A 23,401-nucleotide genomic window follows, 5' to 3' on the forward strand; every position below is an offset into this window, starting at 1 on the left:
CGGCAGCACGTTCGATGTGTCGGCGCGGCGGCAAAAACCGGAGTGCGCATCGCGATCCCGTTATCATCGACATCCGTTCATCCGAATCTCCCTTCACGTCATGCGCCTGCTCGGAATCGACCTCGGCACCGGCTCCGTCAAACTCGTCACGCTCGATGCCGACGGCGTCGAGCGGGCCGTCGCGAGCGAACCTTACGGGTTGTCGTCGCCGCAGCCCGGCTGGGCGGAAATCGCGCCCGCCACGTGGTGGCAGGCGCTCGTGCGCGCGGCCGCGCGGCTGCCGGCCGACGAGCGCGCGCAGGTCGCGGCGATCGGTTTTTCGGGCCAGATGCATGGCGTCGTGCTGATCGACGCGGCCGGCGAGCCGGTGCGGCCTGCGCTGCTGTGGCCGGACACGCGCGCGGTGCGCGAGGCCGACGCGGCCGACTGGCACGCCGCCGGAGTGTCCGTCGCCGGAATGCCCGTCGCCGGATTGCCCGTCGCTCCGAATCCCGTCGCGCCCGGCATGGCCGGCCCGCTGTTGCGTTGGCTCGCCACGCACGAACCCGACGCGCTGCGCGCCGCGCGCTGGGCCGTGCAGCCGAAGGACTGGCTGCGCATCGTGCTCGGCGGCGACGTCGCGGCCGATCCGAGCGACGCGTGCGCGACGGCGCTCGCGACGCCCGACGGCGCGTGGGACAGCGCATTGATCGAGGCGCTCGGCCTGCCGGGCGATCGCTTCGCGCCGGTGCGTGCGTCCACCGCGCGCTGCGGCGTGCTCGGCGCGCAGGCCGCCGCCGCGCTCGGCCTGCCGGCTGGCGTGCCGTTCGCGACAGGCGCGGCCGACACCGCCTGCGCGGCGCTCGGCAGCGGGCTGGCCGCGGCAGGCGACGCGCTGCTGACGACCGGCAGCGGCGGCCAGATCGTCGTGCTCGCGGATACGCTGCCGCCCGCGCGACACGGATTGCATCGCTATCGTGCGGCGGCCGGCGGCGGCTATTACACGATGGCGGCGATGCAGAACGTCGGGCTCGCGCTCGAAGCCGTGCGCGGTTGGCTCGGCTATGCGCGATGGGCCGATGCGTACGACGATGCGTTCGCGCAGCCGGCGTCCGAGCGGCTGTGCTTCCTGCCGTACCTGAGCGGCGAGCGTTCGCCGTGGATGAATCCCGATGCGCGCGGCGGCTGGCTCGGCCTCGGGCTCGGCGACACGCGCGGCGCGATGATGCGCGCCGCGTTCGAAGGCGTCGCGTTCGCGTTGCGCGCGGGGCTCGATGCGATCCGCGACGCCGACCCCGGCGACGCGGTGGCGACGCTGCGCCTCGCGGGCGGCGGCTCGGTCGATCCGCGCTGGCGCCAGTTGCTCGCCGACGCGCTCGGCGCGTCGCTGCACGCGATCGATTGCCCGAACGCCGCGACGCGCGGCGCCGCACTGCTCGCGGGCGTCGCGATCGGGCATTGGCGTGAAGAGGCGTTGCACGCGCTGGCGCCGACGGCGTCGCCCGTCGCCGCACCGCAAGACGACCGCCCGCTGGCCGCACGTTACGCGCGCTTCGTCGATCTGTACGCCCGCACGGATGCATGGTTCACGACGGGCGTTTAAACTCGAACACTTGTTCTTTTGCGTCAGCGATGACGCATCCTGGCAAGCCGGTGGCCGTTTCCCGCACGCGATGCGCGCCGGGAGCGGCCATCATGGCGAGCACGAGATTCTTGCGCCGTGCCACGCGGCACGGCTTCGACCGCTTTGCATGAGTCCCGGGCCGGCAGCGACACGCCAGCCCGGGCCGATCTCACCGACACACAGGAGTGACACGATGAAAACGAAAGCCGCGATTGCATGGAAGGCGGGTGCGCCGCTGACGATCGAGGAAGTCGATCTCGAAGGGCCGCGCGCCGGCGAAGTGCTGATCGAAGTGAAGGCGACGGGCATCTGCCACACCGACTACTACACGCTGTCGGGCGCCGATCCGGAAGGGATCTTCCCGGCGATCCTCGGCCATGAAGGCGCGGGCGTGGTGGTCGACGTCGGCCCCGGCGTCGGCACGGTGCGCAAGGGCGACCACGTGATTCCGCTCTACACGCCCGAATGCCGCGAGTGCAAGTTCTGCCTGTCGCGCAAGACCAACCTGTGCCAGAAGATCCGCGCGACGCAGGGCAAGGGCCTGATGCCCGACGCGACGTCGCGTTTCTCGCTCGACGGCAAGCCGCTGTTCCACTACATGGGTACGTCGACGTTCTCGAACTACATCGTCGTGCCGGAAATCGCTGTCGCGAAGGTGCGCGAGGACGCGCCGTTCGACAAGATCTGCTACATCGGCTGCGGCGTGACGACGGGCGTGGGCGCGGTCGTGTACTCGGCGAAGGTCGAGGCCGGCGCGAACGTGGTCGTGTTCGGCCTCGGCGGGATCGGCCTGAACGTGATCCAGGGCGCGAAGATGGTCGGCGCGGACAAGATCATCGGCGTCGACATCAACCCGAAGCGCGTCGAGCTCGCGAAGAAGTTCGGGATGACGCACTTCATCAACCCGAACGAAGTCGAGAACGTCGTCGACCACATCGTGCAATTGACCGACGGCGGCGCCGACTACTCGTTCGAATGCGTCGGCAACGTGAAGCTGATGCGCCAGGCGCTCGAATGCACGCACAAGGGCTGGGGCCAGTCGTTCATCATCGGCGTGGCGGCAGCGGGCGAGGAAATCAGCACGCGTCCGTTCCAGCTCGTCACGGGCCGCGAATGGAAGGGCTCGGCGTTCGGCGGCGCGCGCGGGCGCACCGACGTGCCGAAGATCGTCGACTGGTACATGGAAGGCAAGATCAACATCGACGACCTGATCACGCACACGCTGCCGCTCGAGCGGATCAACGAAGGCTTCGACCTGATGAAGGCCGGCGAGTCGATCCGCTCGGTCGTGCTGTACTGACCGGGAGCGCACCGCCATGCTCGAACTCGTTTCCTCGCATGCGTGCCACGGCGGCGAGCAGCGTTTCTACCGTCACGATTCGGCGGCCATCGGCCTGCCGATGAAGTTCTCGGTGTACCTGCCGCCGCAGGCCGCGCAGCAGCGCGTGCCGGCGCTGTTCTATCTCGCGGGGCTCACGTGCACCGACGAGACGTTCGCGATCAAGGCCGGCGCGCAGCAATACGCGGCGCAGCACGGGATCGCGCTCGTGATGCCCGATACGAGCCCGCGCGGCGCGGGCGTGCCGGGCGAGACGGATGCGTGGGATTTCGGCGTCGGCGCGGGTTTCTACGTCGATGCGACCGAAGCGCCGTGGTCGACACATTACCGGATGGAGTCGTACGTGACGGGTGAGCTGCGCGAGCTCGTCGTGGCCGAGCTGCCGATCGACGGCGCGCGGCTCGGCATCTTCGGCCACTCGATGGGCGGGCACGGTGCGCTGACGCTCGCGTTGCGTCATCCGGGCCTGTACCGGTCGGTGTCGGCGTTCGCGCCGATCGCCGCGCCGACGCGCTGCCCGTGGGGCGAGAAGGCATTCTCGGGCTACCTCGGCGCCGATCGCGAGGCGTGGAAGGCGCATGACGCGAGCGAGCTGGTCGCGCGCGCCGATGCGCCGAAGTTCGCGGACGGCATCCTCGTCGATCAGGGGCTCGCCGATCAATTCCTCGCGAACCAGTTGAACCCCGACGTATTCGAAGCCGCATGCGCGAAGGCCGGCCAACCGCTGACGCTGCGCCGCCATCCGGGCTACGACCACGGCTACTACTTCATCTCGACGTTCATCGCCGATCACCTCGCGCATCATGCGCGTGTGCTTGCGCGGTGAGTAGCGGCGCAAGCAGGTAACGCGTCCGGTGCGCATGAAAAAACGCCGGCGCTGCCCTCGGGCACGCCGGCGTTTTGATTGGCATCGGGCGGCGCCCGTCGCGCCGATCAGTTGCGTCGCAGCAGGCTCGCCCCATACACGAGCGCCGACAGCGCGGTGATCCAGAAGCTCGTCGGCCAATCGGTGTGATACGCGAGCACGATGCCGGCCCACGCTTCGAACAGCGCGAACAGCGCGGCGAGCAGCACGCCCGTCGACAGCCGCGTCGACACGTTCTGCGCGGCCGCCGCCGGCCCGACCAGCAGCGTGAACACGAGCAGCACGCCGACGATCTGCGTCGCCGCGGCCACCGCGAGCGCGCACACCGCCAGGAACAGCATCGACACCGTGCGCAGCGACACGCCCTTGGCTTCGGCCAGTTCCGGCTGCAGCGATGCGAACAGCAGCGGCCGCGCGATCAGCGCGAGCGCGGCGAGGCTCACCGCGCCGATGCCGGCGAGCACCGCGAGCGTGTCGTGGCTGACCGCGAGCACGTTGCCGAACAGCAGCGCGGTGACCTGCGTCGCGAACGACGTATAGAAATGCAGGAACAGCAGGCCGAAGCCGAGCGCGCCGGAGAGGATCACGCCGATCGCGACGTCGCGGCCCGCGAGCCTTTCGCCGAGCGCGCCCATCCCGATCCCGGCCGCGAGCGTGAAGCCGACCATCCCCCAGATCGGCGAGATGCCGAGCAGCACCGCGCCCGTCGCGCCGGTGAAGCCGACGTGCGACAGCGCGTGGCCCGCGAAGGTCTGCCCGCGCAGCACCAGGAAGTAGCCGACGATGCCCGCGAGCACCGCGACGATTCCCGACGCCGCGAAGGCGTTGATCATGAAGTCGTATTCAAACATCGTGCGAATGCCCGGGATGAGCGTGTCCGTGGTGGTGATGGCCGTGGCCGCCGCCGTGCGAGTGGCCGTCGTCGTCCTCGTGTTCGTGATCGTGCTTCTCGATCTCGACGTCGCCCGACATCACGAAGATCTTGCCGTTTACGCGCATCACGTCGATCGGCGATCCATAGAGCCGCGACAGCACGGGCTTCGTGATCACCTCGTCGACGGTGCCGAGCGCGGCCACGCCGTTGCCGAGATACAGCACGCGATCGAGCGCGTTCAGCAGCGGATTCAGTTCGTGCGCGGAGAACAGCACGGTGATGCCGAGCTCGCGCTGCACGTTGCGCACGAGTTCGACGACGCCGCGCTGATGGTTCGGGTCGAGGCTGATCAGCGGCTCGTCGAGCAGCAGCAGCTTGGGGTTGCCGAGCAGGCATTGCGCGAGCAGCAGGCGCTGCCGTTCGCCGCCGGACAGTTCGGACAGCGGCCGGCGCGCGAGCGACGGGCCGCCGACGAGATCGAGCACGCGATCGACGTCGCGGCGCGTGGCCGCATTCGTGTGCGGCAGGCCCCAGCGATGGCCGTCGGCGGCCATCGCGACGAAATCGTAGCCGCGCATCCGGCGGTTCGCGAGGCCGCTCCTGATCTGCGGCATGTAGCCGATCGACGCGTTGCCGCGCGCGACCGGCACGCCGCCGACCGACAGCGTGCCGGCCGACACGGGGACGAGGCCGAGCACCGCGCGCATCAGCGTCGTCTTGCCCGCGCCGTTCGGCCCGAGCACGCCGACGAATTCGCCGGGCTCGATCGAGAAACTGACGTCGCGCAGGATCGTGCGGCCGCCCAGTTCGAGCGTGACGCGATCGAGTGCGAGGGCGTGGGGAGTGGCGGTCATGTCGTGACGGTTGTCGGTTACTTGCCGGCCGAAAGCGCGTTGCCGAGCGCGTCGAGCTGGCTGGTCATCCATTGCTGGAAGGTCTTGCCGGCCGGCTGCGTCTCGGTGACGCTGACGGTCGGCACGCCGCCGTCGCGCGCGATCTTCAGCATGCGTTTGGTCATCGGTTCCTCGGCCTGGCTGTTGTAGATCAGCGCGCGTACCTGCTTCTTGCGCAGGTCGTTCTCGAACGCGGCGACGTCCTGCGCGCTCGCCTCGGTGTCGTTCATCGTCGCGAGCTGGAAGCGCTGGTTGCGCATGTCGAGGCCGATCGCGTCGGACATATAGCCGAATACGGGCTCGGTGGCCGTCACGGGCACGCCCTTGTACTTCGCGCGCAGTGCGGCGACCTTGTCGTCGACGGGTTTCAGCGACGCGACGAATTTCTGCAGGTTCGCGTCGTACTCTGCCTTGTTCGCCGGGTCGGCGCGGCCGAGCTCGGCCGCGATCGCGCGTGCGGCCGCCGGCATCGTCGCCGGGTCGTACCAGAGGTGCGGGTTGTCGCCGGCCTTCTTACCGACGAGATCGGCGACGACGATCGTCGCGCGCTTCGCCTGTTTCGACGCGCCGAGCAGCTTGCCCATCCACGGATCGTAATCGGCGCCGTTGTAGATCACGACCTGCGCGTGCTGGAGCGCGCGAGCCGTCTTCGGGCTCGCTTCGAACAGGTGCGGATCCTGATCCGGATTGCTGAGGATGCTGGTGACCGCGACGTGGCGGCCGCCGATCTGCGACGCGACGTCGCCGTAGAAATTCTCCGCGGCGACGACGTTGACGGTCGCGGCCTGCGCGACCACGGGTGCGGCGAACGACAGCGCGGCGACGGCGGCGGCCAGCCAGCGGACAGGCGACAGGGCGCGCCGCGGCGCGCGCTTCAGGGCAATGGACATGGAACTCCTCGTTGGAAGGGCGGCGCGTACGCCGCGCGATTCGGCGTCAGCGCTGCGCGGGCTTGCGCTTGCAATGCCCGCACAGGCCGCTCAGCTCGACGACCTGATGGTGGACTTCGAACCCGTGCGCGGGCTCGCTCGCGGACAACTGCTTCGCGAGGTCGCCGCCGGGAATCTCGACGGTGTCGCCGCACGAATCGCAGATCAGGAACTGGCCTTCGTGCGGCACGCCGATCTCGCAGCACGCGAAGAACGCGTTCTTCGATTCGATCCGGTGGATGAAGCCGTGCTCGACGAGGAAATCCAGCGCGCGGTAGACGGTGGTCGGCGGCACGCGGCCGCGTTGCGGTTCGAGTTCGGCGAGCAGGTCGTACGCGCCGATCGGGCGCTGCGCGGCCAGCACGCGTTCGTAGACCTGGCGGCGCAGCGGCGTCCACGCGAGCCCGTGCTCGGCGGCGAATGCGTCGGCCCGGGACAGCCGGGCGTCAATGGACGATGAGGTAGCCATGGCGTGAAGCAGGCGATGAAACACAGTATCGCGATGATATAACGTATCGCCGCGCCGTGCAGCGCGAATTCCGTTTTCCGTCCTCGCTCCGTCCCCGTCGCCGCCGATGCCACTGCGTCGCACCGTGCGCGCCGCGCCTTGCCGTGCGGGCGCGGCGGGACGTCGTCGTGCGCCGCCGTGCCGCAGCGCGTCATAGAAAGCCGTCACGTCGTCTTGACAGCGCGTATCGCGTATCCGATCATTCGATCACTAACAGAGCAATTGATCGGTCGCCGAGCGTTCGCTCACTTCGCGACCGGCATGCAACAGAACGAACCGGAGACAGCCAGTGAGACTGGAAGACAAGGTCGCGATCCTGACGGGCGCCGCAAGCGGCATCGGCGAGGCGGTCGCGCAACGCTATCTGGACGAGGGCGCGCGCTGCGTGCTCGTCGACGTGAAGCCGGCGGGCGGCTCGCTCGCGCGGCTGATCGAGGCCAACCCCGGCCGCGCGGTGGCCGTCACGGCCGACGTCACGCGCCGCGACGACATCGAGCGGATCGTCGCGACGGCGGTCGAGCGCTTCGGCGGCGTCGACATCCTGTTCAACAACGCGGCGCTGTTCGACATGCGCCCGCTCCTCGACGAATCGTGGGACGTGTTCGACCGGCTGTTCTCGGTCAACGTGAAAGGGCTGTTCTTCCTGATGCAGGCGGTCGCGCAACGGATGGTCGAGCAGGGGCGCGGCGGCAAGATCGTCAACATGTCGTCGCAGGCCGGCCGTCGCGGCGAGGCGCTCGTTTCGCACTACTGCGCGACCAAGGCCGCGGTGATCAGCTATACGCAGTCGGCCGCGCTCGCGCTCGCGCCGCACCGGATCAACGTGAACGGTATCGCGCCGGGCGTGGTCGACACGCCGATGTGGGAACAGGTCGATGCGTTGTTCGCGCGCTACGAGAACCGGCCGCTCGGCGAGAAGAAGCGGCTCGTGGGCGAAGCCGTGCCGCTCGGCCGCATGGGCGTGCCGGGCGACCTGACGGGCGCCGCGCTGTTCCTCGCGTCGGCCGACGCCGACTACATCACCGCCCAGACGCTGAACGTCGACGGCGGCAACTGGATGAGCTGAAAATGCCGCCGCTCGCACGCGCCGTTCGCGAGCCGGCCCGCTACGCGGCGGCAGCCCCGCACGCCGCGGCCGCCGTCGAACGAGGAGGGCTCGCCTGATGGCCGAGATCGTCGTCGCCGGCGAACTGCTGGCCGAATTCGTCGCCGCCGAGCGCGGCCAGGGCTTCGATGTGCCGGGACTCTTCGCCGGCCCGTTCCCGAGCGGCGCGCCGGCGATCTTCGCCGACCAGGCGGCCCGGCTCGGCGCGCGCGTCGCGTATGCGGGCTGCGTCGGCCGAGACGCGTTCGGCGATGCGATCGTCGCGCGGCTCGCTCGCGACGGCGTGGACGTCGCGCGCATTCGCCGCGTCGCACGGCCGACCGGCACCGCGTTCGTCGCGTATCGCGACGACGGCTCGCGCAGTTTCGTCTTCACGCTGTCGACCAGTGCCGCGGCATGCGTCGATGCGTCCGACGTCGACACCGCGATGTTCGACGGCTGCCGCTATTTCCACGTGATGGGCTCGTCGCTGACGAGCGAATCGGCGATCGCGGCCGTGCAGCGCGGCGTGATCGAGGCCGCGCGCGCGGGAGCCAAGGTGTCGTTCGATCCGAACGTGCGGCCCGAAATGCTGAGTTTCCGCCCGATGCGCGCGGCCCTCGACGAGATGCTCGCCGCGTGCCACCTGTTCCTGCCGAGCGAAGCCGACCTGCCGTTCTTCTGCGGGCCGCAGCCGGCCGAGCGCGCGATCGCGGGCCTGCTCGCGACGCATCCGCTGCTCGAGCGTGTCGTGCTCAAACGCGGTGCGCAAGGCAGCGTCGCATTCGATCGTGCGAGCCGCGTCGACGCGCAGGCTTATCCGGTCGACGAATTCGATCCGACCGGCGCCGGCGACTGCTTCGGCGGCACGCTGGTCGCGAGCCTCGTCGCGGGCATGGCGATCGACGTCGCGTTGCGTCGCGCGAACGCGGCCGGCGCGATCGCGGTCACGCGGCGCGGCCCGATGGAAGGCAACAGCAGCGCGGCCGAGATCGACCGCTTCCTGACCGAACGAGGTATCGCATGTCCGGCCTGACGACCGTTGGCGAGCGCACGCGCACCGCGCATGCAGGCACCGTGCTGCGGATGATCTTCGACGCGAACCGCGCGGACGCGCAGCGCGGCATCTATTCGATCTGCAGCGCGCACCGGCTCGTGCTGGAGGCCGCGTGCGAAGCCGCGCGCGCGGACGGCTCGCCGCTGCTGATCGAGGCGACCTGCAACCAGGTGAACCATCTCGGCGGCTATACGGGCATGACGCCGGCGGATTTTCGCCGCGACGTCGATGCGATCGCCGCGCGCTGCGGGCTCGCGCCGTCGGCGCTCGTGCTCGGCGGCGACCATCTCGGCCCGAACCCGTGGCGGCACCGCCGCGCGGCCGATGCGATGCGCGAGGCCGGTGCGATGGTCGCGGCCTACGTCGAAGCCGGTTTCGAAAAGATCCATCTCGACGCGAGCATGGCGTGCGCGGACGATCCGGCGCGGCTCGACGATCGCACGATCGCCGCGCGCGCGGCCGAGCTGTGCCGCGTCGCGGAAGACGCGGCGGCGCGCGCCGGAATCGCGCCCGTCTACGTGATCGGCACCGAGGTGCCGACGCCGGGTGGCGAGGTGAGCGGCGAGGCTGGCAACGACGCCGGCGACGACGCGATCGCGCGGATCGAGGTCACGCGCAGCGACAGCATCGCGGCGACGCTCGACGCGCACCGCCGCGCCTTTACGGCGGCCGGGCTCGACGACGCATGGACGCGCGTCGTCGCGATCGTCGCGCAGCCGGGCGTCGACTTCGACGATCGCCATGTGCTCGATTACGACAGCGCCAAGGCGGCGTCGCTCGGCGCGAGTATCCTGCAGACACCGCGCCTCGTGTTCGAAGCGCATTCGACCGATTATCAGACCGAAGACGCGCTCGCCGCGCTCGTGCGCGACCACTTCGCGGTGCTGAAGGTCGGCCCCGCGCTGACGTTCGCGCTGCGCGAGGCGCTGTTCGCGCTGACGTTCATCGAGGACGCGCTGATCGACGACGTCGCGCAGCGCTCGCGGTTGCGCGACGTCGTCGATGCGGCGATGCGCGCGCAGCCCGAACACTGGGCGCCGTACTACCGCGGCGACGAGACCGCGCAGCGGCTCGCGCGCCAGTTCAGCTATAGCGACCGCATCCGCTATTACTGGCTGCAGCCGGCCGTCGCGGCCGCGGTCGAGCAGCTGTTCGGCAACCTCGCGCGGCAGCCGGTGCCGGAAACGCTCGTCGCGCAGTGGCTGCCGGACGTCTACGCGGCGTGCCGCGCGGGCGGCCTCGCGAAGGAGCCGCGCGCTTGGGTGCGCCACCGGATACGCGACGTGATCGCGCACTATGCGCGCGCGTGCGGGATGCAGCGGCCGGCATGACGGGCCGCGAAGGAAACCACGCAACACCGACGCAAGACCGACGACATTTCGAACAATCACAGGAGACATGCCATGCAACGAAAGATGCTCGACGCCGCCGCACGCTGTTTCGCCTCAGCCGCGCTCGCGACGGCGGCGTGCGCGGCGTCCGCCGGCACGCTGACGATCGCGACGCTGAACAACCCCGACATGATCGAGTTGAAGAAGCTGTCGCCGGCGTTCGAGAAGGCGAACCCGGACATCAAGCTGAACTGGGTGATCCTCGAGGAGAACGTGCTGCGCCAGCGCGCGACGACCGACATCACGACCGGCAGCGGCCAGTTCGACGTGATGGCGATCGGCACCTATGAAACGCCGCAGTGGGGCAAGCGCGGCTGGCTCGCGCCGATCACGGGCCTGCCCGCCGACTACGACCTGAACGACATCGTGAAGACCGCGCGCGACAGCCTGTCGTACAACGGCCAGCTCTACGCGCTGCCGTTCTACGTCGAAAGCTCGATGACGTTCTACCGCAAGGACCTGTTCGCGGCGAAGGGGCTGAAGATGCCCGACCAGCCGACCTACGACCAGATCGCCGAATTCGCGGACAAGCTGACCGACAAGTCGAAGGGCACCTACGGGATCTGCCTGCGCGGCAAGGCCGGCTGGGGCGAGAACATGGCGTACGTGTCGACGGTCGTGAACACGTTCGGCGGGCGCTGGTTCGACGAGAACTGGAACGCGCAGCTCACGTCGCCCGAGTGGAAGAAGGCGATCAATTTCTACGTGAACCTGCTGAAGAAGAACGGCCCGCCGGGCGCGAGCTCGAACGGCTTCAACGAGAACCTGACGCTGACCGCGTCCGGCAAGTGCGCGATGTGGATCGACGCGACGGTCGCGGCCGGGATGCTCTACAACAAGCAGCAGTCGCAGGTGGCCGACAAGATCGGCTTCGCGGCCGCGCCGGTCGCCGCCACGCCGAAGGGCTCGCACTGGCTGTGGGCGTGGGCGCTGGCCGTGCCGAAGACGTCGAAGCAGCAGGACGCCGCGCGCAAGTTCATCGCGTGGGCGACGTCGAAGCAGTACATCGAGATGGTCGGCAAGGACGAAGGCTGGGCGTCGGTGCCGCCGGGCACGCGCACGTCGACGTATCAGCGCGCCGAGTACAAGGCCGCCGCGCCGTTCTCGGACTTCGTGCTGAAGGCGATCGAGACGGCCGACCCGAACGACCCGTCGCTGAAGAAGGTGCCGTACACGGGCGTGCAGTACGTCGGGATTCCTGAATTCCAGTCGTTCGGCACGGTGGTCGGCCAGTCGATCGCGGGCGCGGTCGCGGGCCAGATGTCGGTCGACCAGGCGCTCGCCGCCGGCCAGGCCGCGGCCGACCGCGCGGTGCGGCAGGCCGGCTACAAGAAGTAACGCGCAAGCCGTCGCGCGGCCCGCATCGTGCGCCGTGGCACGCGGCGCGGGCCGGCGACGCTGACAGGCGGGCACGCCGTTCGCGCCCGCGCATCAACCGGAGGGACTCCGATCATGCGTCACCTGCGTCTTCCCCTGAGTCACGCTCACGCGTCGTCGGTCGGCGACGCGTCGTCGCCGCCCGGCGCACCGCGCCGGGCGCGCGGCGGCGCGAGCTGGCTCGTGTCGCCGTCCGTCGCGGTGCTGCTGCTGTGGATGTCGATTCCGCTCGCGATGACGATCTGGTATTCGTTTTCGCGCTACAACCTGCTGAACCCGGACGTGAAGGGCTTCGCCGGGTTCGACAACTATCGCTTCCTCGCGACCGATCCGTCGTTCCTCCCCGCGATCTGGCACACGCTCGTGCTGATCGGCGCGGTGCTCGCGATCACGGTGGTCGGCGGCGTGCTGATGGCCGTGCTGTTCGACCGCAAGTTCTACGGGCAGGGCGTCGCGCGCCTGCTCGCGATCGCACCGTTCTTCGTGATGCCGACGGTCTCCGCGCTGATCTGGAAGAACATGATCCTGCATCCGGTGTACGGGCTCGTCGCGAACGCGATGCGCGCGCTCGGGATGACGCCGATCGACTGGTTCGCCGATTACCCGTTGACCGCGGTGATCATCATCGTCGCGTGGCAGTGGCTGCCGTTCGCGTTTTTGATCCTGTTCACCGCGATCCAGTCGCTCGACCAGGAGCAGAAGGAAGCCGCGCGCATCGACGGCGCCGGCCCGATCGCGATGTTCTTCTACATCACGCTGCCGCATCTGAAGCGCGCGATCGCCGTGGTCGTGATGATGGAGACGATCTTCCTGCTGTCGATCTTCGCGGAAATCTACACGACGACGGGCGGCGGCCCCGGCGATGCGACGACCAACCTGTCTTACCTGATCTACGCGCTCGGCCTGCAGCAGTTCGACGTCGGCCTTGCGTCCGCGGGCGGCATCATCGCCGTCGTGGTCGCGAACGTCGTGTCGTTCTTCCTCGTGCGGATGCTCGCGCGCAACCTGAAGGGGGAGTACGAAAAATGAGCGACCTGACCTTGGCAGGCCGGCGCACGCCGGCCGTGTTCGACCTCGTGCGGCGCGCGCTGCCCGGCGCGCTCGCATGGCTGATCGCGCTCTTGCTGTTCTTCCCGATCTTCTGGATGGCGATCACCGCGTTCAAGACCGAGCAGCAGGCGTACGCGTCGTCGCTATTGTTCATGCCGACGCTCGACAGCTTCCGTGAGGTATTCGCGCGCAGCAACTACTTCGCGTTCGCGTGGAATTCGGTGCTGATCTCGGCCGGCGTCACGCTGATCTCGCTGCTGTTCGCGGTGCCGGCCGCGTACGCGATGGCGTTCTTCCCGAACCACCGCACGCAGAAGGTGCTGCTGTGGATGCTGTCGACGAAGATGATGCCGTCGGTCGGCGTGCTGGTGCCGATCTATCTGCTGTGGAAGAACGCGGGGCTGCTCGATACGGTGTCGGGGCTCGTGATCGTCTACACGCTGATCAACCTGCCGATCGCGGTGTGGATGACCTTCACGTACTTCAACGAGATCCCGAAGGACATCCTGGAGGCCGGGCGCATCGACGGCGCGTCGACGTGGCAGGAGATCGTCTACCTGCTGATGCCGATGGCGCTGCCGGGGCTCGCGTCCACCGCGCTGCTGCTCGTGATCCTGTCGTGGAACGAGGCGTTCTGGAGCATCAACCTGTCGAGCTCGAACGCCGCGCCGCTCACTGTGTTCATCGCGTCGTATTCGAGCCCCGAAGGGCTGTTCTGGGCGAAGCTGTCCGCCGCGTCGCTGCTCGCGGTCGCGCCGATTCTGATCGTCGGCTGGCTGTCGCAGAAGCAGTTGGTGCGCGGGCTCACGTTCGGGGCGGTCAAGTGAGCGGCGCAAGCAAAGGCGCGGTCGGTCACGGCATGAACGTGCTGATCTGCGATTGCGACGGCGTGCTGATCGACAGCGAGGCCGTCGCCGCCGACGTGATCGTGCGCGAACTCGATGCGCGCTGGCCGGGCGTCGATGCGCGGCCGGCCGTGATGCCGCTGCTCGGGCTGCGCATCGAGCGGGTGCTGGCCGGTGCGTCCGAGGCGGTCGGCCGGACGCTGACGCACGACGATATCGACGCGATCCGCCGCGCGGTCGAGGCCGCGGCCGTGAATGCGCCGATGGTCGACGGCATCGATGCGGCGCTGGCCGCGATCGACCTGACGACGGCCTGCGCGAGCAACAGCTATCGCGCATACGTCGAGGCGGCGCTCGCGCGCACCGGCCTCGCGCGCTTCTTCGGCGACCGGCTGTTCTGCGCGGATTCGGTCGCGCGGCCCAAGCCGGCGCCGGACGTGTATCTCGCGGCCGCGCGCACGCTCGGCGCGGTGCCCGCGCAATGTCTGGTGGTCGAGGACAGCGTGACCGGCATCACCGCCGCGGCCGCGGCCGGCATGACCGTGCTCGGCTTCATCGGCGGCGGGCACGCATCGGCGGCCCAGATCGACGCGCTGCGCGGGATCGGCGCGCGTCACGTATTCGACGACATGCACGAGCTGCCCGGCTACGTCGCGCGCTGGCAGGCGACGGGCGCGGTGCTGCCGAACTAGCAATCAGGAACGAATGCGCGCCGCTCGATGCGGCGCATCACGAACGAACGGAGACAGATCATGGCAAGCGTGCTCCTGCGCAACATCGCGAAGCGCTACGACGACACCGAAGTGCTGCGCAACGTGAACCTCGACATCGCCGACGGCGAATTCGTCGTGTTCGTCGGCCCGAGCGGCTGCGGCAAATCCACGCTGATGCGGATGATCGCCGGGCTCGAGGACATCTCGAACGGCGACCTGCTGATCGACGGCGCGAAGGTCAACGACGTGCCGAGCGCGAAGCGCGGCATCGCGATGGTGTTCCAGTCGTATGCGCTGTATCCGCACATGACGCTGTACGACAACATGGCGTTCGGCCTGAAGCTCGCGGGCGCGAAGAAGCCCGAGATCGACCAGGCGGTGAAGCAGGCCGCGAAGATCCTGCACATCGACCACCTGCTCGACCGCAAGCCGAAGCAACTGTCGGGCGGCCAGCGGCAGCGCGTCGCGATCGGCCGCGCGATCACGCGCAAGCCGAAGGTGTTCCTGTTCGACGAGCCGCTGTCGAACCTCGACGCCGCGCTGCGCGTGAAGATGCGGCTGGAATTCGCGCGGCTGCACGACGAGCTGAAGACGACGATGATCTACGTGACGCACGACCAGGTCGAGGCGATGACGCTCGCCGACAAGATCGTCGTGCTGTCGGGCGGCGCGGTGCAGCAGGTCGGCACGCCGAACGCGCTGTATCACGCGCCGGCGAACCAGTTCGTCGCGGGCTTCATCGGCTCGCCGAAGATGAACTTCCTGAAGGGCACGGTCGAATCGGCCGATGCGGGCGGCGTGCTCGTGCGCTTCGACAGCGGCGAGACGCAGCGTGTCGCGGTGGACGCGGCGGGGCTGCAGCGCGGCGCGCCGGTGACCGTCGGCGTGCGGCCCGAACACCTGCTGGTCGATGCGGCGGCGCCGGGTGTCGCCGCGCGGACGATGGCCGTCGAGTCGCTCGGCGACGCCGCGTATCTGTATGCGGAGTCGGCCGTCGCGCCGGATGGGCTGATCGCGCGGATTCCGCCGCTCGATACGTACCGCACCGGCGACGCGTTGCGCGTGCATGCGCAGGCCGAGCACTGTCATCTGTTCGACGAAAACGGGCAGGCGTTCCGGCGGTTGAGCGTGCACGCGAAGGCGGCTTGACGGCCTGCACATGCACAGCCGCCGCTCAGAGCCGCAAATGCTCGGCCATGTAGTCGACGAACGCGCGCAGCTTGGGCGTCGGGTGCCGGCCTGACGGCCACAGCACGTAGAACGGCGTGCGGCTCTCGACGTGTTCGTCGAGCACCGTGCGAAGCCCGCCCTCGGCCAGCGCGTCACGCACGAAGAACTCGGGCAGGCACGCGATGCCGAGCCCGCGCAGCGCGAAGCAGAGGCGCGTCTCGGCGTTGTTGCTGACCATCGATACCGGCACCTCCGGCGGCGTGCCGGCACGCGGCGCGCGCAGCGGCCAGACCTCCAGCCTGCCGCTGCTCGGGAAGCGGTAGTGCAGGCAGCGGTGCCGTGCGAGATCGGCCGGCGTGCGCGGCGCGCCGTGCCGCTCGAGGTAGTCGGGCGACGCGACGAGGTGCTGGCGGAAATGGCCGAGCAGCCGCGACGACAGCCGCGAATCCGACGGCTGGCCGGTGCGCAGCACCGCGTCGAAGCCTTCGTCGACGACGTCGACGAGCCGGTCGCTGAAATCGATGTCGAGCTCGATCTCCGGATACGCGGCCATGAAATCGGCGAGCACCGGCAGCAGCAGCGTGCCGATCGTCGGCAGGCTCACGCGCAGCCGCCCGCGCGGCGCTTCGGCACTGTGCGTCAGTTCCTGTTCGGCCGCGTCGATCTCGGCGATCACGCGCCGGCACCGTTCGAGAAAGCGCGCGCCTTCGGCCGTCAGCGTGATGCTGCGCGTGCTGCGGTGAAACAGTCGCACGTTCAGGCGCGCCTCGAGCCGCGCGATGCGCTTGCCGATCGCCGACGCGGATAGCCCGAGCGCGCGGCCGGCCGCGACGAAGCTGCGCGTTTCCGCGACCTGGACGAATACGACGAAGCCGCCAAGATTTTCCATGCAGGTTCCCGATTGCGGACATCGATGTCCGGAGTGTCCGGAACTCTAACCCGGTTTTTCTTCCCGCGCCGGCTCCCTACGATGGGCGTTCCTTCATCGTTCGAGGTCACGCCATGTCATCCCTGCCTGTCACCACCCACCGCGCGGAACCGGACGCCGCGCTGCGCGAGCGGCTCGACGCCGCGCTCGATCGCGCGCTGGCCGACGCGCGCGTGGTCGGCGCGGTCGTGCTGGTCGCGCGCGACGGCGAATTGCGCTATGCGCGCGCGGCCGGGCTGGCCGATCGCGAAGCCGGCACGCCGATGCGCGAGGGCACGGTGTTCCGGCTCGCGTCGGTGTCGAAGCCGATCGTGACGGCCGCGGCGATGCGGCTGGTCGCGGCAGGCCGCATCGGGCTCGACGAACCGGTCGCGCGCTGGCTGCCCGCGTTCACGCCGACGCTCGCGGACGGCATGCCGGCGAACATCACGTTGCGGCATCTGCTGTCGCATACGGCCGGCCTCGGCTATCGCTTCCTCGAAACGGACGGCGACGGCCCGTATGCGCGCGCCGGCGTATCCGACGGGATGGATCGCGCGAGCCTGTCGCTCGCCGAGAACGTGCGGCGCATCGCCGGCGTGCCGCTGCAGTTCGCGCCCGGCACGTCATGGGGCTACTCGCTCGCGACCGACGTGGCGGGGGCGCTGATCGAGGCGGTCGACGGCCGGCCGCTCGCGCAGGCGGTGGCCGCGCTCGTGACGACGCCGCTCGGGATGGCCGATACCGGATTCGTCGCGCCCGACGCCGCGCGCGTCGCGACGCCCTACGTGAGCACGCCGGGCGCGCCGCGCCGGATGGCCGACGACGATCTCGTGCCGGTGTTCGACGGCACGGTCGGCATCCGCTTCGAGCCGGCGCGCGCGTTCGATGCGACCGCGTGGCCGTCGGGCGGCGCGGGCATGGTCGGCACCGCGCACGATTGCCTGACGCTGCTCGATACGCTGCGCACGGGCCTCGACGGCTGGCTCGCACCGCGCTGGATCGACGAGATGGCGCGGGTGCAGCCGGGCGCGCACGAATTGCCGGATGCGCCGGGGTTCGGTTTCGGGCTTGGCTTTTCGGTGCTGCGCGATCCGGCCGCCGCGCGGTCGCCGGAGTCGGTCGGTACCTGGCGCTGGGGCGGCGCGTACGGGCATGCGTGGTTCGTCGACCGAGCGGCCGGGCTGACGGTCGTCGCGCTGACCAATACGTTGTACGAAGGGATGGCCGGGCGCATCGTCACCGACGTGCGCGATGCGGTGTATGGCGTCGACGACCGGAGCGCGGCATGAGCGAGTGCGTCTCCGCTTCCGCATCCGTTTCCGCGTCGGCCGCCGAGCGGGATGCCGACGCTGCAGCCGGTTCGTCCGCACCGGGCCGCGCGCGCCTGCCCGTCGCGAACCTGCTCGCGCTGGCCACTGCGGGCTTCATCACGGTGCTCACCGAAGCGTTGCCGGCGGGCCTGCTGCCGCTGATGAGCGTCGACCTGCGCGTGACCGAGGCGCTGATCGGCCAGTTGGTGACCGTCTACGCGCTCGGCTCGATCGTCGCGGCGATCCCGCTCGTCGCCGCGACGCGTGCGATGCGCCGGCGCCGGCTGCTGCTCGCGGCGCTGGCCGGCTTCGTCGTGTCGAATGCGGTGACGGCCGCGTCGCCGTACTACGCGCTCACGCTGGCCGCGCGCTTCGTCGCGGGGATGTCGGCCGGGCTGCTGTGGGCGCTACTGGCCGGCTATGCGAGCCGGATGGTCGACCCGTCGCTGCGCGGCCGCGCGATCGCGGTCGCGATGCTCGGGATACCCGCGGCGATGTCGATCGGCATTCCGGCCGGCACCGCGCTTGGCGCGATGTTCGGCTGGCGCGTCGCGTTCGCGGGGATCACGGTCGCGGCGCTCGCGCTGATCGGCTGGATCCGGCTGCGCATGCCCGACTATCCGGGGCAGCAGGCCGGCGCGCGCGAGCCGGTGCTCGGCGTGATGACGCTGCCCGGCGTGCGGCCGGTGCTGACGGTGATGTTCGCGTACGTGCTCGCGCACAACCTGCTGTACACGTATGTCGCGCCGTTCCTCGCGGGCGTGCGGATGGGCACGCAGGTCGACGTGGTGCTGTTCGTGTTCGGCGTCGCGTCGCTCTTCGGCATCGCGCTGACGGGCGCATGGATCGGCGCCGCGCAGCGACGCCTGACGCTCGCGAGCATCGCGCTGTTCGCGCTGGCGGCGGCGATGCTCGGCGCCGGTTCCGGGACGACGATCGTCTATGCGGGCGTCGTGCTGTGGGGGCTCGCGTTCGGCGGCGCGCCGACGCTGTTCCAGACGGCCGCCGCGAACGCCGCGGGCGAATCGGCCGACGTCGCGCAGTCGATGCTCGTGACGGTGTGGAATCTCGCGATCGCCGGCGGCGGCATCGCGGGCGGGATGCTGCTCGGCGCGACGGGCGCCGGCGCGATTCCGTGGGTGCTCGTCGCGCTGCTGGCGGCGGCGTGGGTCGGCGCGTGGCGTGCCCGCCGCCATGCGTTTCCGGCGCCGCGCGCGGCTTGAGCCGGCGTGTGCGAGGGCGACGGCGGCGTCAGGCCGCCTTCGCTGCGAGCGCGGCGCGCGCGCACGCTTCGTCGGTGACGAGCCCCGACAGCCAGCCGCCGCGCAGCGCGGCGATCACCGCGTCGTGTTTCCTCGGGCCGCCGGCGAACGCGATCGTCGGCCGCTTCGGCGGCGTGGCGAGCGCGACGCTCGTCACGCGCGCGCTCGTCGACACGGTGATCCGCGTGCCCTGCGCGTCGATCGGCACGCCGAGCAGTTCGGCCACCGCGCCGAGCGCGGTCATCTCGTCGCGCTCCTGTTCGGTGATGAAGCCGTCCTCGTAGAGCGGGCAGTGCGGGCCGATGTTGCCGATCCCGACGAACGCGACGTCGGCCTCGCCGGACAGCGCCTCGACGATCCGATACAGCCGATGATTGCACCACTGCGCGCGTTCGGCGTCGCTATCGGCGAACAGCGGCGCGGGCAGCAGGAAATGCTTGCTGCCGGTTTTCTCGGAGATGTACTGCGCGACGTCGTAGCGGTTCGACGAGCCGTCGGCCGCGATCGCGCCGACCATCGACACGAGCCGATGCTGCGGGCGGTCGATCTGCGCGATCTGCGCGACCGCGGCCTTCAGCGTCCGGCCGCTGCTGACCGCGATCACCATCGGCCGCGTTTCGTTCAGGTAGCGCTCCATCACCTGCGCGCCGGCGACCGCGAGCTTGCGGTCGATCGCGTCGGGCGCGTCGGCGTCGACGGGCACGACTTCGCACATCGCGAGGCCGTAGCGTTTCGACAGTTGCGCGCCGAGATCGAGGCAATCGGCGAGCCGATGGTCGACGCGCACGCGGATCAGGTTCTTCTCGACCGCGAACGCGACGAGGCGCTGCGCGACGGGGCGCGACACCTGCAGCTTTTCGGCGATTTCGTTCTGCGTGTCGCCCGCGACGTAATAGAGCCACGCGGCGCGCGTGGCGAGATCGAGTTTTTCTGAGGACTTGGACACGATAGCGATTCGGTTCGGATCGGGGGGCCGCCCCGCGGGCCGGTCGGCGGGCCGCATGACGGCATCCACTGTAACGCATGTCGCGCGCGCGGCCGGCGGCGGCCCGCGCGAGCGCGGCGTCTACGCGAGCCGTGCGCGCGACGGCTCGTACAGCGGCCGCACGTGGCGGTACAGCGTGCGGAACGCATCGAGGCGTTCGCGCAGCCGCGCATGGCGGGCGGCGTCCGGTGCGTATTCGGCGCGCACCGGCGGCTTGGTCAGCACCGTATGCGGATCGCCGCCGGCGGCCAGCCAGCCGAGCCGTGCCGCGCCGAGCGCCGCGCCCGTTTCGCCGCCGCCGATCTGGCGCGTGCGCACGTTCAGCGCGTCCGCGATCAGTTGCGCCCAGAACGCGCTGCGCGCGCCGCCGCCGATCAGCGACAACTGGTCGGTTTCGACGCCGGCCGCGTGCAGCGCGTCGAGGCCGTCGGCGAGGCCGAGCGTCACGCCTTCGAGCACCGCGTAGCCGAGATGCGCGCGCTCGGTCGCGTGCGTCATCCCGAAGAACACGCCTTGCGCGTACGGATCGTTGTGCGGCGTACGTTCGCCGGACAGGTAGGGCAGGAACAGCGGGGCCGCCGCGAGCGCGTCGGGGTCGAGCGCCTCGACTTCGGCGAGCAGAGCGGGTTCGTCGGTGCCGGTCAGCTTGCACACCCAGCGCAGGCAGCTCGCGGCCGACAGCACGACGCTCATCAGTTGCCAGCGATCCGGAATCGCATGGCAGAACGCATGCACGGCCGACGCGGGATTCGGCATGAAGCGGTCGCCGACCACGCTGAGCACGCCGGACGTGCCGAGCGACACGAAGCCGTCGCCCGCGTGGATCGCGCCGATGCCGAGCGCGCTCGTCGCGTTGTCGCCGCCGCCGCCCGCGACCAGCACGGCCTCGGACAGCCCGAGCTCGCGCGCGACGTCCGCGCGCAGCGTGCCGGACGGCGCGTTGCCTTCGACGATGCGCGGCATCTGTTCGCGCGTCATTCCGCACGCGGCGAGCAGTGCATCGGACCAGTCGCGGCGTGCGACGTCGAGCCACAGCGTGCCGGCCGCGTCCGACGGGTCGGACACTTTCGCGCCGGTCAGCCGGAACCGCAGGTAGTCCTTCGGCATCAGCACGCACGCGGTCGCCGCGAACACGTCTGGTTCGTGCTTCGCGACCCACAGCAGCTTCGGCGCGGTGAAGCCGGGCATCGCGAGGTTGCCGGCGAGCGCGTGGAGATCGGGCGCGCGTTCGGTGAGCAGCGCGCATTCGTCGGCGCTGCGCATGTCGTTCCACAGGATCGCGGGGCGCAGCACGCGGTCGTCGCGGCCGAGCAGCACGGCGCCGTGCATCTGGCCCGACAGGCCGATGCCGCGCACTTGCGCGAACGCCTGGGGATGCCGTTCGCGCAGCGCCGCAAGCGCGGCGAGCGTGCCTTGCCACCAGTCGTCCGGATGCTGTTCCGCCCAGCGCGGGTGCGGGCGCGATACGGTGAACGGCGAGCCCGCGGTGCCGACCACCGTGCCGTCCGGGGCCAGCAGCAGCACCTTCACTTCCGAGGTGCCGAGGTCGATGCCGAGATACATGAGCGATCCGTTCGGTCGGTGAGGAGCCGCTACTTTAGCCGGGCCGCACGGCCTGTGCCAAGCGGGTTCGCCCGGCCGCGCGGCCGGGCATCGGCGCGCGGGTCGTCAGCGCGCCGCGAGCCAGGCATCGACGCGCGCGAGCCCGGCGCGCAACGCGTCGAGCAGCGCGGCGTTGCCGGCGAGCGAGCCCCACAAGGCGCGGCTCGCGCACAGCGCGACGACGGGGTCGTCGGCTTCGACGATCGCGCGTGCGGCGCCGTCGTCCATCACGCCGTCCTGGTACGCATACGGCAGCGTGCCGCGCGCCCAGCGTTCGAGAAAGCGCAGGAACAGCGCGGGCAGCACGGCCGTGGCGACCGGCGCGGCGCCGCGCGCGAACGATTCGACGAGCGTCGGCGCGATGAAGCCGGGGATCTTCGAGAAGCCGTCGGCCGCGACGCGCTGGTTCGTGTCGAGCACGTACGGATTGCCGAAGCGCTCGAGCACGACGTCGCGGTAGCGCGCGAGATCGAGCGGGCTCGGCGTCAGGCACGGGATCACGTCCTGCGTCACATAGTCGTGCGCGAAGCGGCGGATCGCCGCGTCGTGCGTGCCTTCGTGGATGTAGGTGTAGCCCGCGAGCGTGCCGGCCCACGCGATGCAGCTGTGCGTCGCGTTGAGGATGCGGATCTTCGCTTCCTCGTACGGATGCACGTCGTCGACGAGTTCGGCGCCGGCCAGCTCCCAGCGCGGCCGGCCGGCCGCGAAGCGGTCCTCGATCACCCACTGGATGAACGATTCGCCCATCACCGGGCACGCGTCGTCGATGCCGGTGGCCGCACGCACGCGCTCGCGCACGTCGTCGGTCGGGCGCGGCGTGATGCGGTCGACCATCGCGCTGGGCGTCGCGACGTTCGCATCGAACCATGCGAGCAGCCCGCCTTCGCCGCGCCGTTCGAGGAATTCGCGCATGCCCGCGCGAAAGCGCGCGCCGTTGTTGCGCAGGTTGTCGCAGCTTTGCAGCGTGAGCGGGCCCGCGCCGCGTTTGACGCGTTCGGCGAGCAGCGCCGCGAGCGCACCGTACAGCGTCGTGCGCGCGCCCTGCAGGTCGGCAGCGAGATCGGCGTTCGCGACGTCGAGCCGGTTGTGTTCGTCGAGGTAGTAGCCGCCTTCGGTGACGGTGAACGACACGATCCGGCAGGCCGGATCGGCGCCGGCGTCGATCAGCGCGGCGAGGTCGATCGACCATGGCAGCACGCGGGTGATCGCGCGAATCGTCTCGTACGCGCGTTCGCCTTGCGGCGTGACGGTTTCGAGCGTGTACGCGCCGTGCTGGGCGGCCAGCGCGTCCATCGTCGCGCGCATGTCGTCGCGGATGTTGCCGACGGTCAGCGACCACCGTTCGTCGGCCGGCACGGCCGCGTTCACGCGATGCAGATACCACGCCTGATGCGCGCGGTGAAACGAGCCCGCGCCGATGTGCAGCAGCACGGGCGCGTGGGCGGCGGGCGATTCGCTCATCCGGTGTCTCCTGTTCCTGCCTGTCTGTTTCGTCGAATACGATCTTTTGCTCTTTGTGTGAGCGAATGATCGTATTCGGGCGAACGAAAGTCAAGGCGCGGAAACGGCATTTCGATGGTGCGCTGCGGCGGCGTGCGAGGGCAGGGCGGGCGCGGCGGAGCCGGTGGAAAGAG

The 23,401-nt window shown here is 70.1% G+C and carries 21 protein-coding genes; 13 read left to right on the forward strand and 8 right to left on the reverse strand.

What is annotated here, in order from left to right:
- The first annotated feature begins 100 nt into the window (after nucleotides 1-100).
- The 3 genes from WS64_RS14330 to fghA all read left to right on the forward strand — a co-directional run bounded on the left by WS64_RS14330 (nucleotide 101) and on the right by fghA (nucleotide 3,768).
- Entirely contained in the window at nucleotides 101-1,582 is a 1,482-nt protein-coding gene (locus WS64_RS14330; RefSeq protein WP_060966715.1) for a xylulokinase, read from the forward strand.
- 214 nt (nucleotides 1,583-1,796) lie between these two features.
- Nucleotides 1,797-2,903, forward strand: coding sequence for an S-(hydroxymethyl)glutathione dehydrogenase/class III alcohol dehydrogenase (locus WS64_RS14335; protein ID WP_006483756.1), 1,107 nt, complete (start codon nucleotides 1,797-1,799; stop codon nucleotides 2,901-2,903).
- A 16-nt stretch (nucleotides 2,904-2,919) separates the two neighbouring features.
- On the forward strand, nucleotides 2,920-3,768 hold the full coding sequence (gene fghA, locus WS64_RS14340; RefSeq protein WP_059578505.1) for an S-formylglutathione hydrolase: 849 nt from the start codon (nucleotides 2,920-2,922) through the stop codon (nucleotides 3,766-3,768).
- A gap of 107 nt (nucleotides 3,769-3,875) precedes the next feature.
- Here the strand turns inward: fghA and WS64_RS14345 are convergent, their stop codons facing one another.
- Genes WS64_RS14345 through WS64_RS14360 form a run of 4 tightly spaced genes read right to left on the reverse strand, consistent with a single transcriptional unit; the run spans nucleotide 3,876 to nucleotide 6,972 of the window.
- A complete protein-coding gene (locus WS64_RS14345; protein ID WP_012329133.1) occupies nucleotides 3,876-4,658 on the reverse strand; it encodes a metal ABC transporter permease in 783 nt (260 codons plus the stop codon).
- A complete protein-coding gene (locus WS64_RS14350; protein ID WP_060966716.1) occupies nucleotides 4,651-5,535 on the reverse strand; it encodes an ABC transporter ATP-binding protein in 885 nt (294 codons plus the stop codon). Before WS64_RS14350 ends, WS64_RS14345 begins: the two co-directional genes overlap by 8 nt.
- Before the next feature lie 17 nt (nucleotides 5,536-5,552).
- Entirely contained in the window at nucleotides 5,553-6,464 is a 912-nt protein-coding gene (locus WS64_RS14355) for a metal ABC transporter solute-binding protein (RefSeq protein WP_060966717.1), read from the reverse strand.
- Nucleotides 6,465-6,510: 46 nt separating this feature from the next.
- A complete protein-coding gene (locus WS64_RS14360) occupies nucleotides 6,511-6,972 on the reverse strand; it encodes a Fur family transcriptional regulator (protein ID WP_011546084.1) in 462 nt (153 codons plus the stop codon).
- Between the two features lie 328 nt (nucleotides 6,973-7,300).
- Here WS64_RS14360 and WS64_RS14365 point away from each other — a divergent pair, with 328 nt between their 5' ends.
- The 8 genes from WS64_RS14365 (at nucleotide 7,301) to WS64_RS14400 (ending at nucleotide 15,677) form a co-directional block, all read left to right on the forward strand.
- Nucleotides 7,301-8,077: an L-iditol 2-dehydrogenase gene (locus tag WS64_RS14365; protein ID WP_048988957.1), complete on the forward strand. Its 777-nt coding sequence runs from the start codon at nucleotides 7,301-7,303 to the stop codon at nucleotides 8,075-8,077.
- 97 nt (nucleotides 8,078-8,174) lie between these two features.
- Entirely contained in the window at nucleotides 8,175-9,131 is a 957-nt protein-coding gene (locus WS64_RS14370) for a sugar kinase (protein ID WP_060966718.1), read from the forward strand.
- Nucleotides 9,119-10,483: a D-tagatose-bisphosphate aldolase, class II, non-catalytic subunit gene (locus WS64_RS14375; protein WP_060966719.1), complete on the forward strand. Its 1,365-nt coding sequence runs from the start codon at nucleotides 9,119-9,121 to the stop codon at nucleotides 10,481-10,483. Before WS64_RS14370 ends, WS64_RS14375 begins: the two co-directional genes overlap by 13 nt.
- 72 nt (nucleotides 10,484-10,555) lie before the next feature.
- Nucleotides 10,556-11,881, forward strand: a complete 1,326-nt coding sequence (locus WS64_RS14380; RefSeq protein ID WP_059578487.1) for an ABC transporter substrate-binding protein — start codon at nucleotides 10,556-10,558, stop codon at nucleotides 11,879-11,881.
- Between the two features lie 114 nt (nucleotides 11,882-11,995).
- Entirely contained in the window at nucleotides 11,996-12,949 is a 954-nt protein-coding gene (locus WS64_RS14385) for a carbohydrate ABC transporter permease (RefSeq protein ID WP_060966720.1), read from the forward strand.
- Complete coding sequence (locus WS64_RS14390; protein ID WP_059578484.1) at nucleotides 12,946-13,797, forward strand: carbohydrate ABC transporter permease; 852 nt, start codon at nucleotides 12,946-12,948, stop codon at nucleotides 13,795-13,797. Before WS64_RS14385 ends, WS64_RS14390 begins: the two co-directional genes overlap by 4 nt.
- A 32-nt stretch (nucleotides 13,798-13,829) precedes the next feature.
- Nucleotides 13,830-14,507 (forward strand): HAD family hydrolase, encoded by a 678-nt coding sequence (locus tag WS64_RS14395; RefSeq protein WP_059578794.1) that lies wholly within the window; start codon nucleotides 13,830-13,832, stop codon nucleotides 14,505-14,507.
- Between the two features lie 60 nt (nucleotides 14,508-14,567).
- Nucleotides 14,568-15,677, forward strand: a complete 1,110-nt coding sequence (locus tag WS64_RS14400; RefSeq protein ID WP_059644890.1) for an ABC transporter ATP-binding protein — start codon at nucleotides 14,568-14,570, stop codon at nucleotides 15,675-15,677.
- 25 nt (nucleotides 15,678-15,702) lie between these two features.
- On the opposite strand, the gene WS64_RS14405 is transcribed toward WS64_RS14400, so the two are convergent.
- On the reverse strand, nucleotides 15,703-16,587 hold the full coding sequence (locus WS64_RS14405; protein ID WP_059644777.1) for a LysR family transcriptional regulator: 885 nt from the start codon (nucleotides 16,585-16,587) through the stop codon (nucleotides 15,703-15,705).
- A gap of 113 nt (nucleotides 16,588-16,700) precedes the next feature.
- Between WS64_RS14405 and WS64_RS14410 the strand changes: the two genes are divergently transcribed.
- Nucleotides 16,701-17,897, forward strand: coding sequence for a serine hydrolase domain-containing protein (locus tag WS64_RS14410; protein WP_060966721.1), 1,197 nt, complete (start codon nucleotides 16,701-16,703; stop codon nucleotides 17,895-17,897).
- Complete coding sequence (locus tag WS64_RS14415) at nucleotides 17,894-19,141, forward strand: MFS transporter (protein ID WP_060966722.1); 1,248 nt, start codon at nucleotides 17,894-17,896, stop codon at nucleotides 19,139-19,141. Before WS64_RS14410 ends, WS64_RS14415 begins: the two co-directional genes overlap by 4 nt.
- Nucleotides 19,142-19,169: 28 nt before the next feature.
- Here WS64_RS14415 and WS64_RS14420 read toward each other — a convergent pair whose 3' ends face one another.
- From WS64_RS14420 to dalD, 3 genes are all read right to left on the reverse strand, one after another.
- Complete coding sequence (locus WS64_RS14420; protein ID WP_060966976.1) at nucleotides 19,170-20,183, reverse strand: sugar-binding transcriptional regulator; 1,014 nt, start codon at nucleotides 20,181-20,183, stop codon at nucleotides 19,170-19,172.
- 63 nt (nucleotides 20,184-20,246) lie between these two features.
- On the reverse strand, nucleotides 20,247-21,728 hold the full coding sequence (gene xylB / locus WS64_RS14425; protein ID WP_059644785.1) for a xylulokinase: 1,482 nt from the start codon (nucleotides 21,726-21,728) through the stop codon (nucleotides 20,247-20,249).
- Between the two features lie 105 nt (nucleotides 21,729-21,833).
- Entirely contained in the window at nucleotides 21,834-23,228 is a 1,395-nt protein-coding gene (gene dalD, locus WS64_RS14430) for a D-arabinitol 4-dehydrogenase (RefSeq protein ID WP_060966723.1), read from the reverse strand.
- Between the last annotated feature and the right edge of the window lie 173 nt (nucleotides 23,229-23,401).

It is taken from the genome of Burkholderia anthina (genome assembly GCF_001547525.1).
Taxonomy (GTDB): Bacteria; Pseudomonadota; Gammaproteobacteria; order Burkholderiales; family Burkholderiaceae; genus Burkholderia; species Burkholderia semiarida.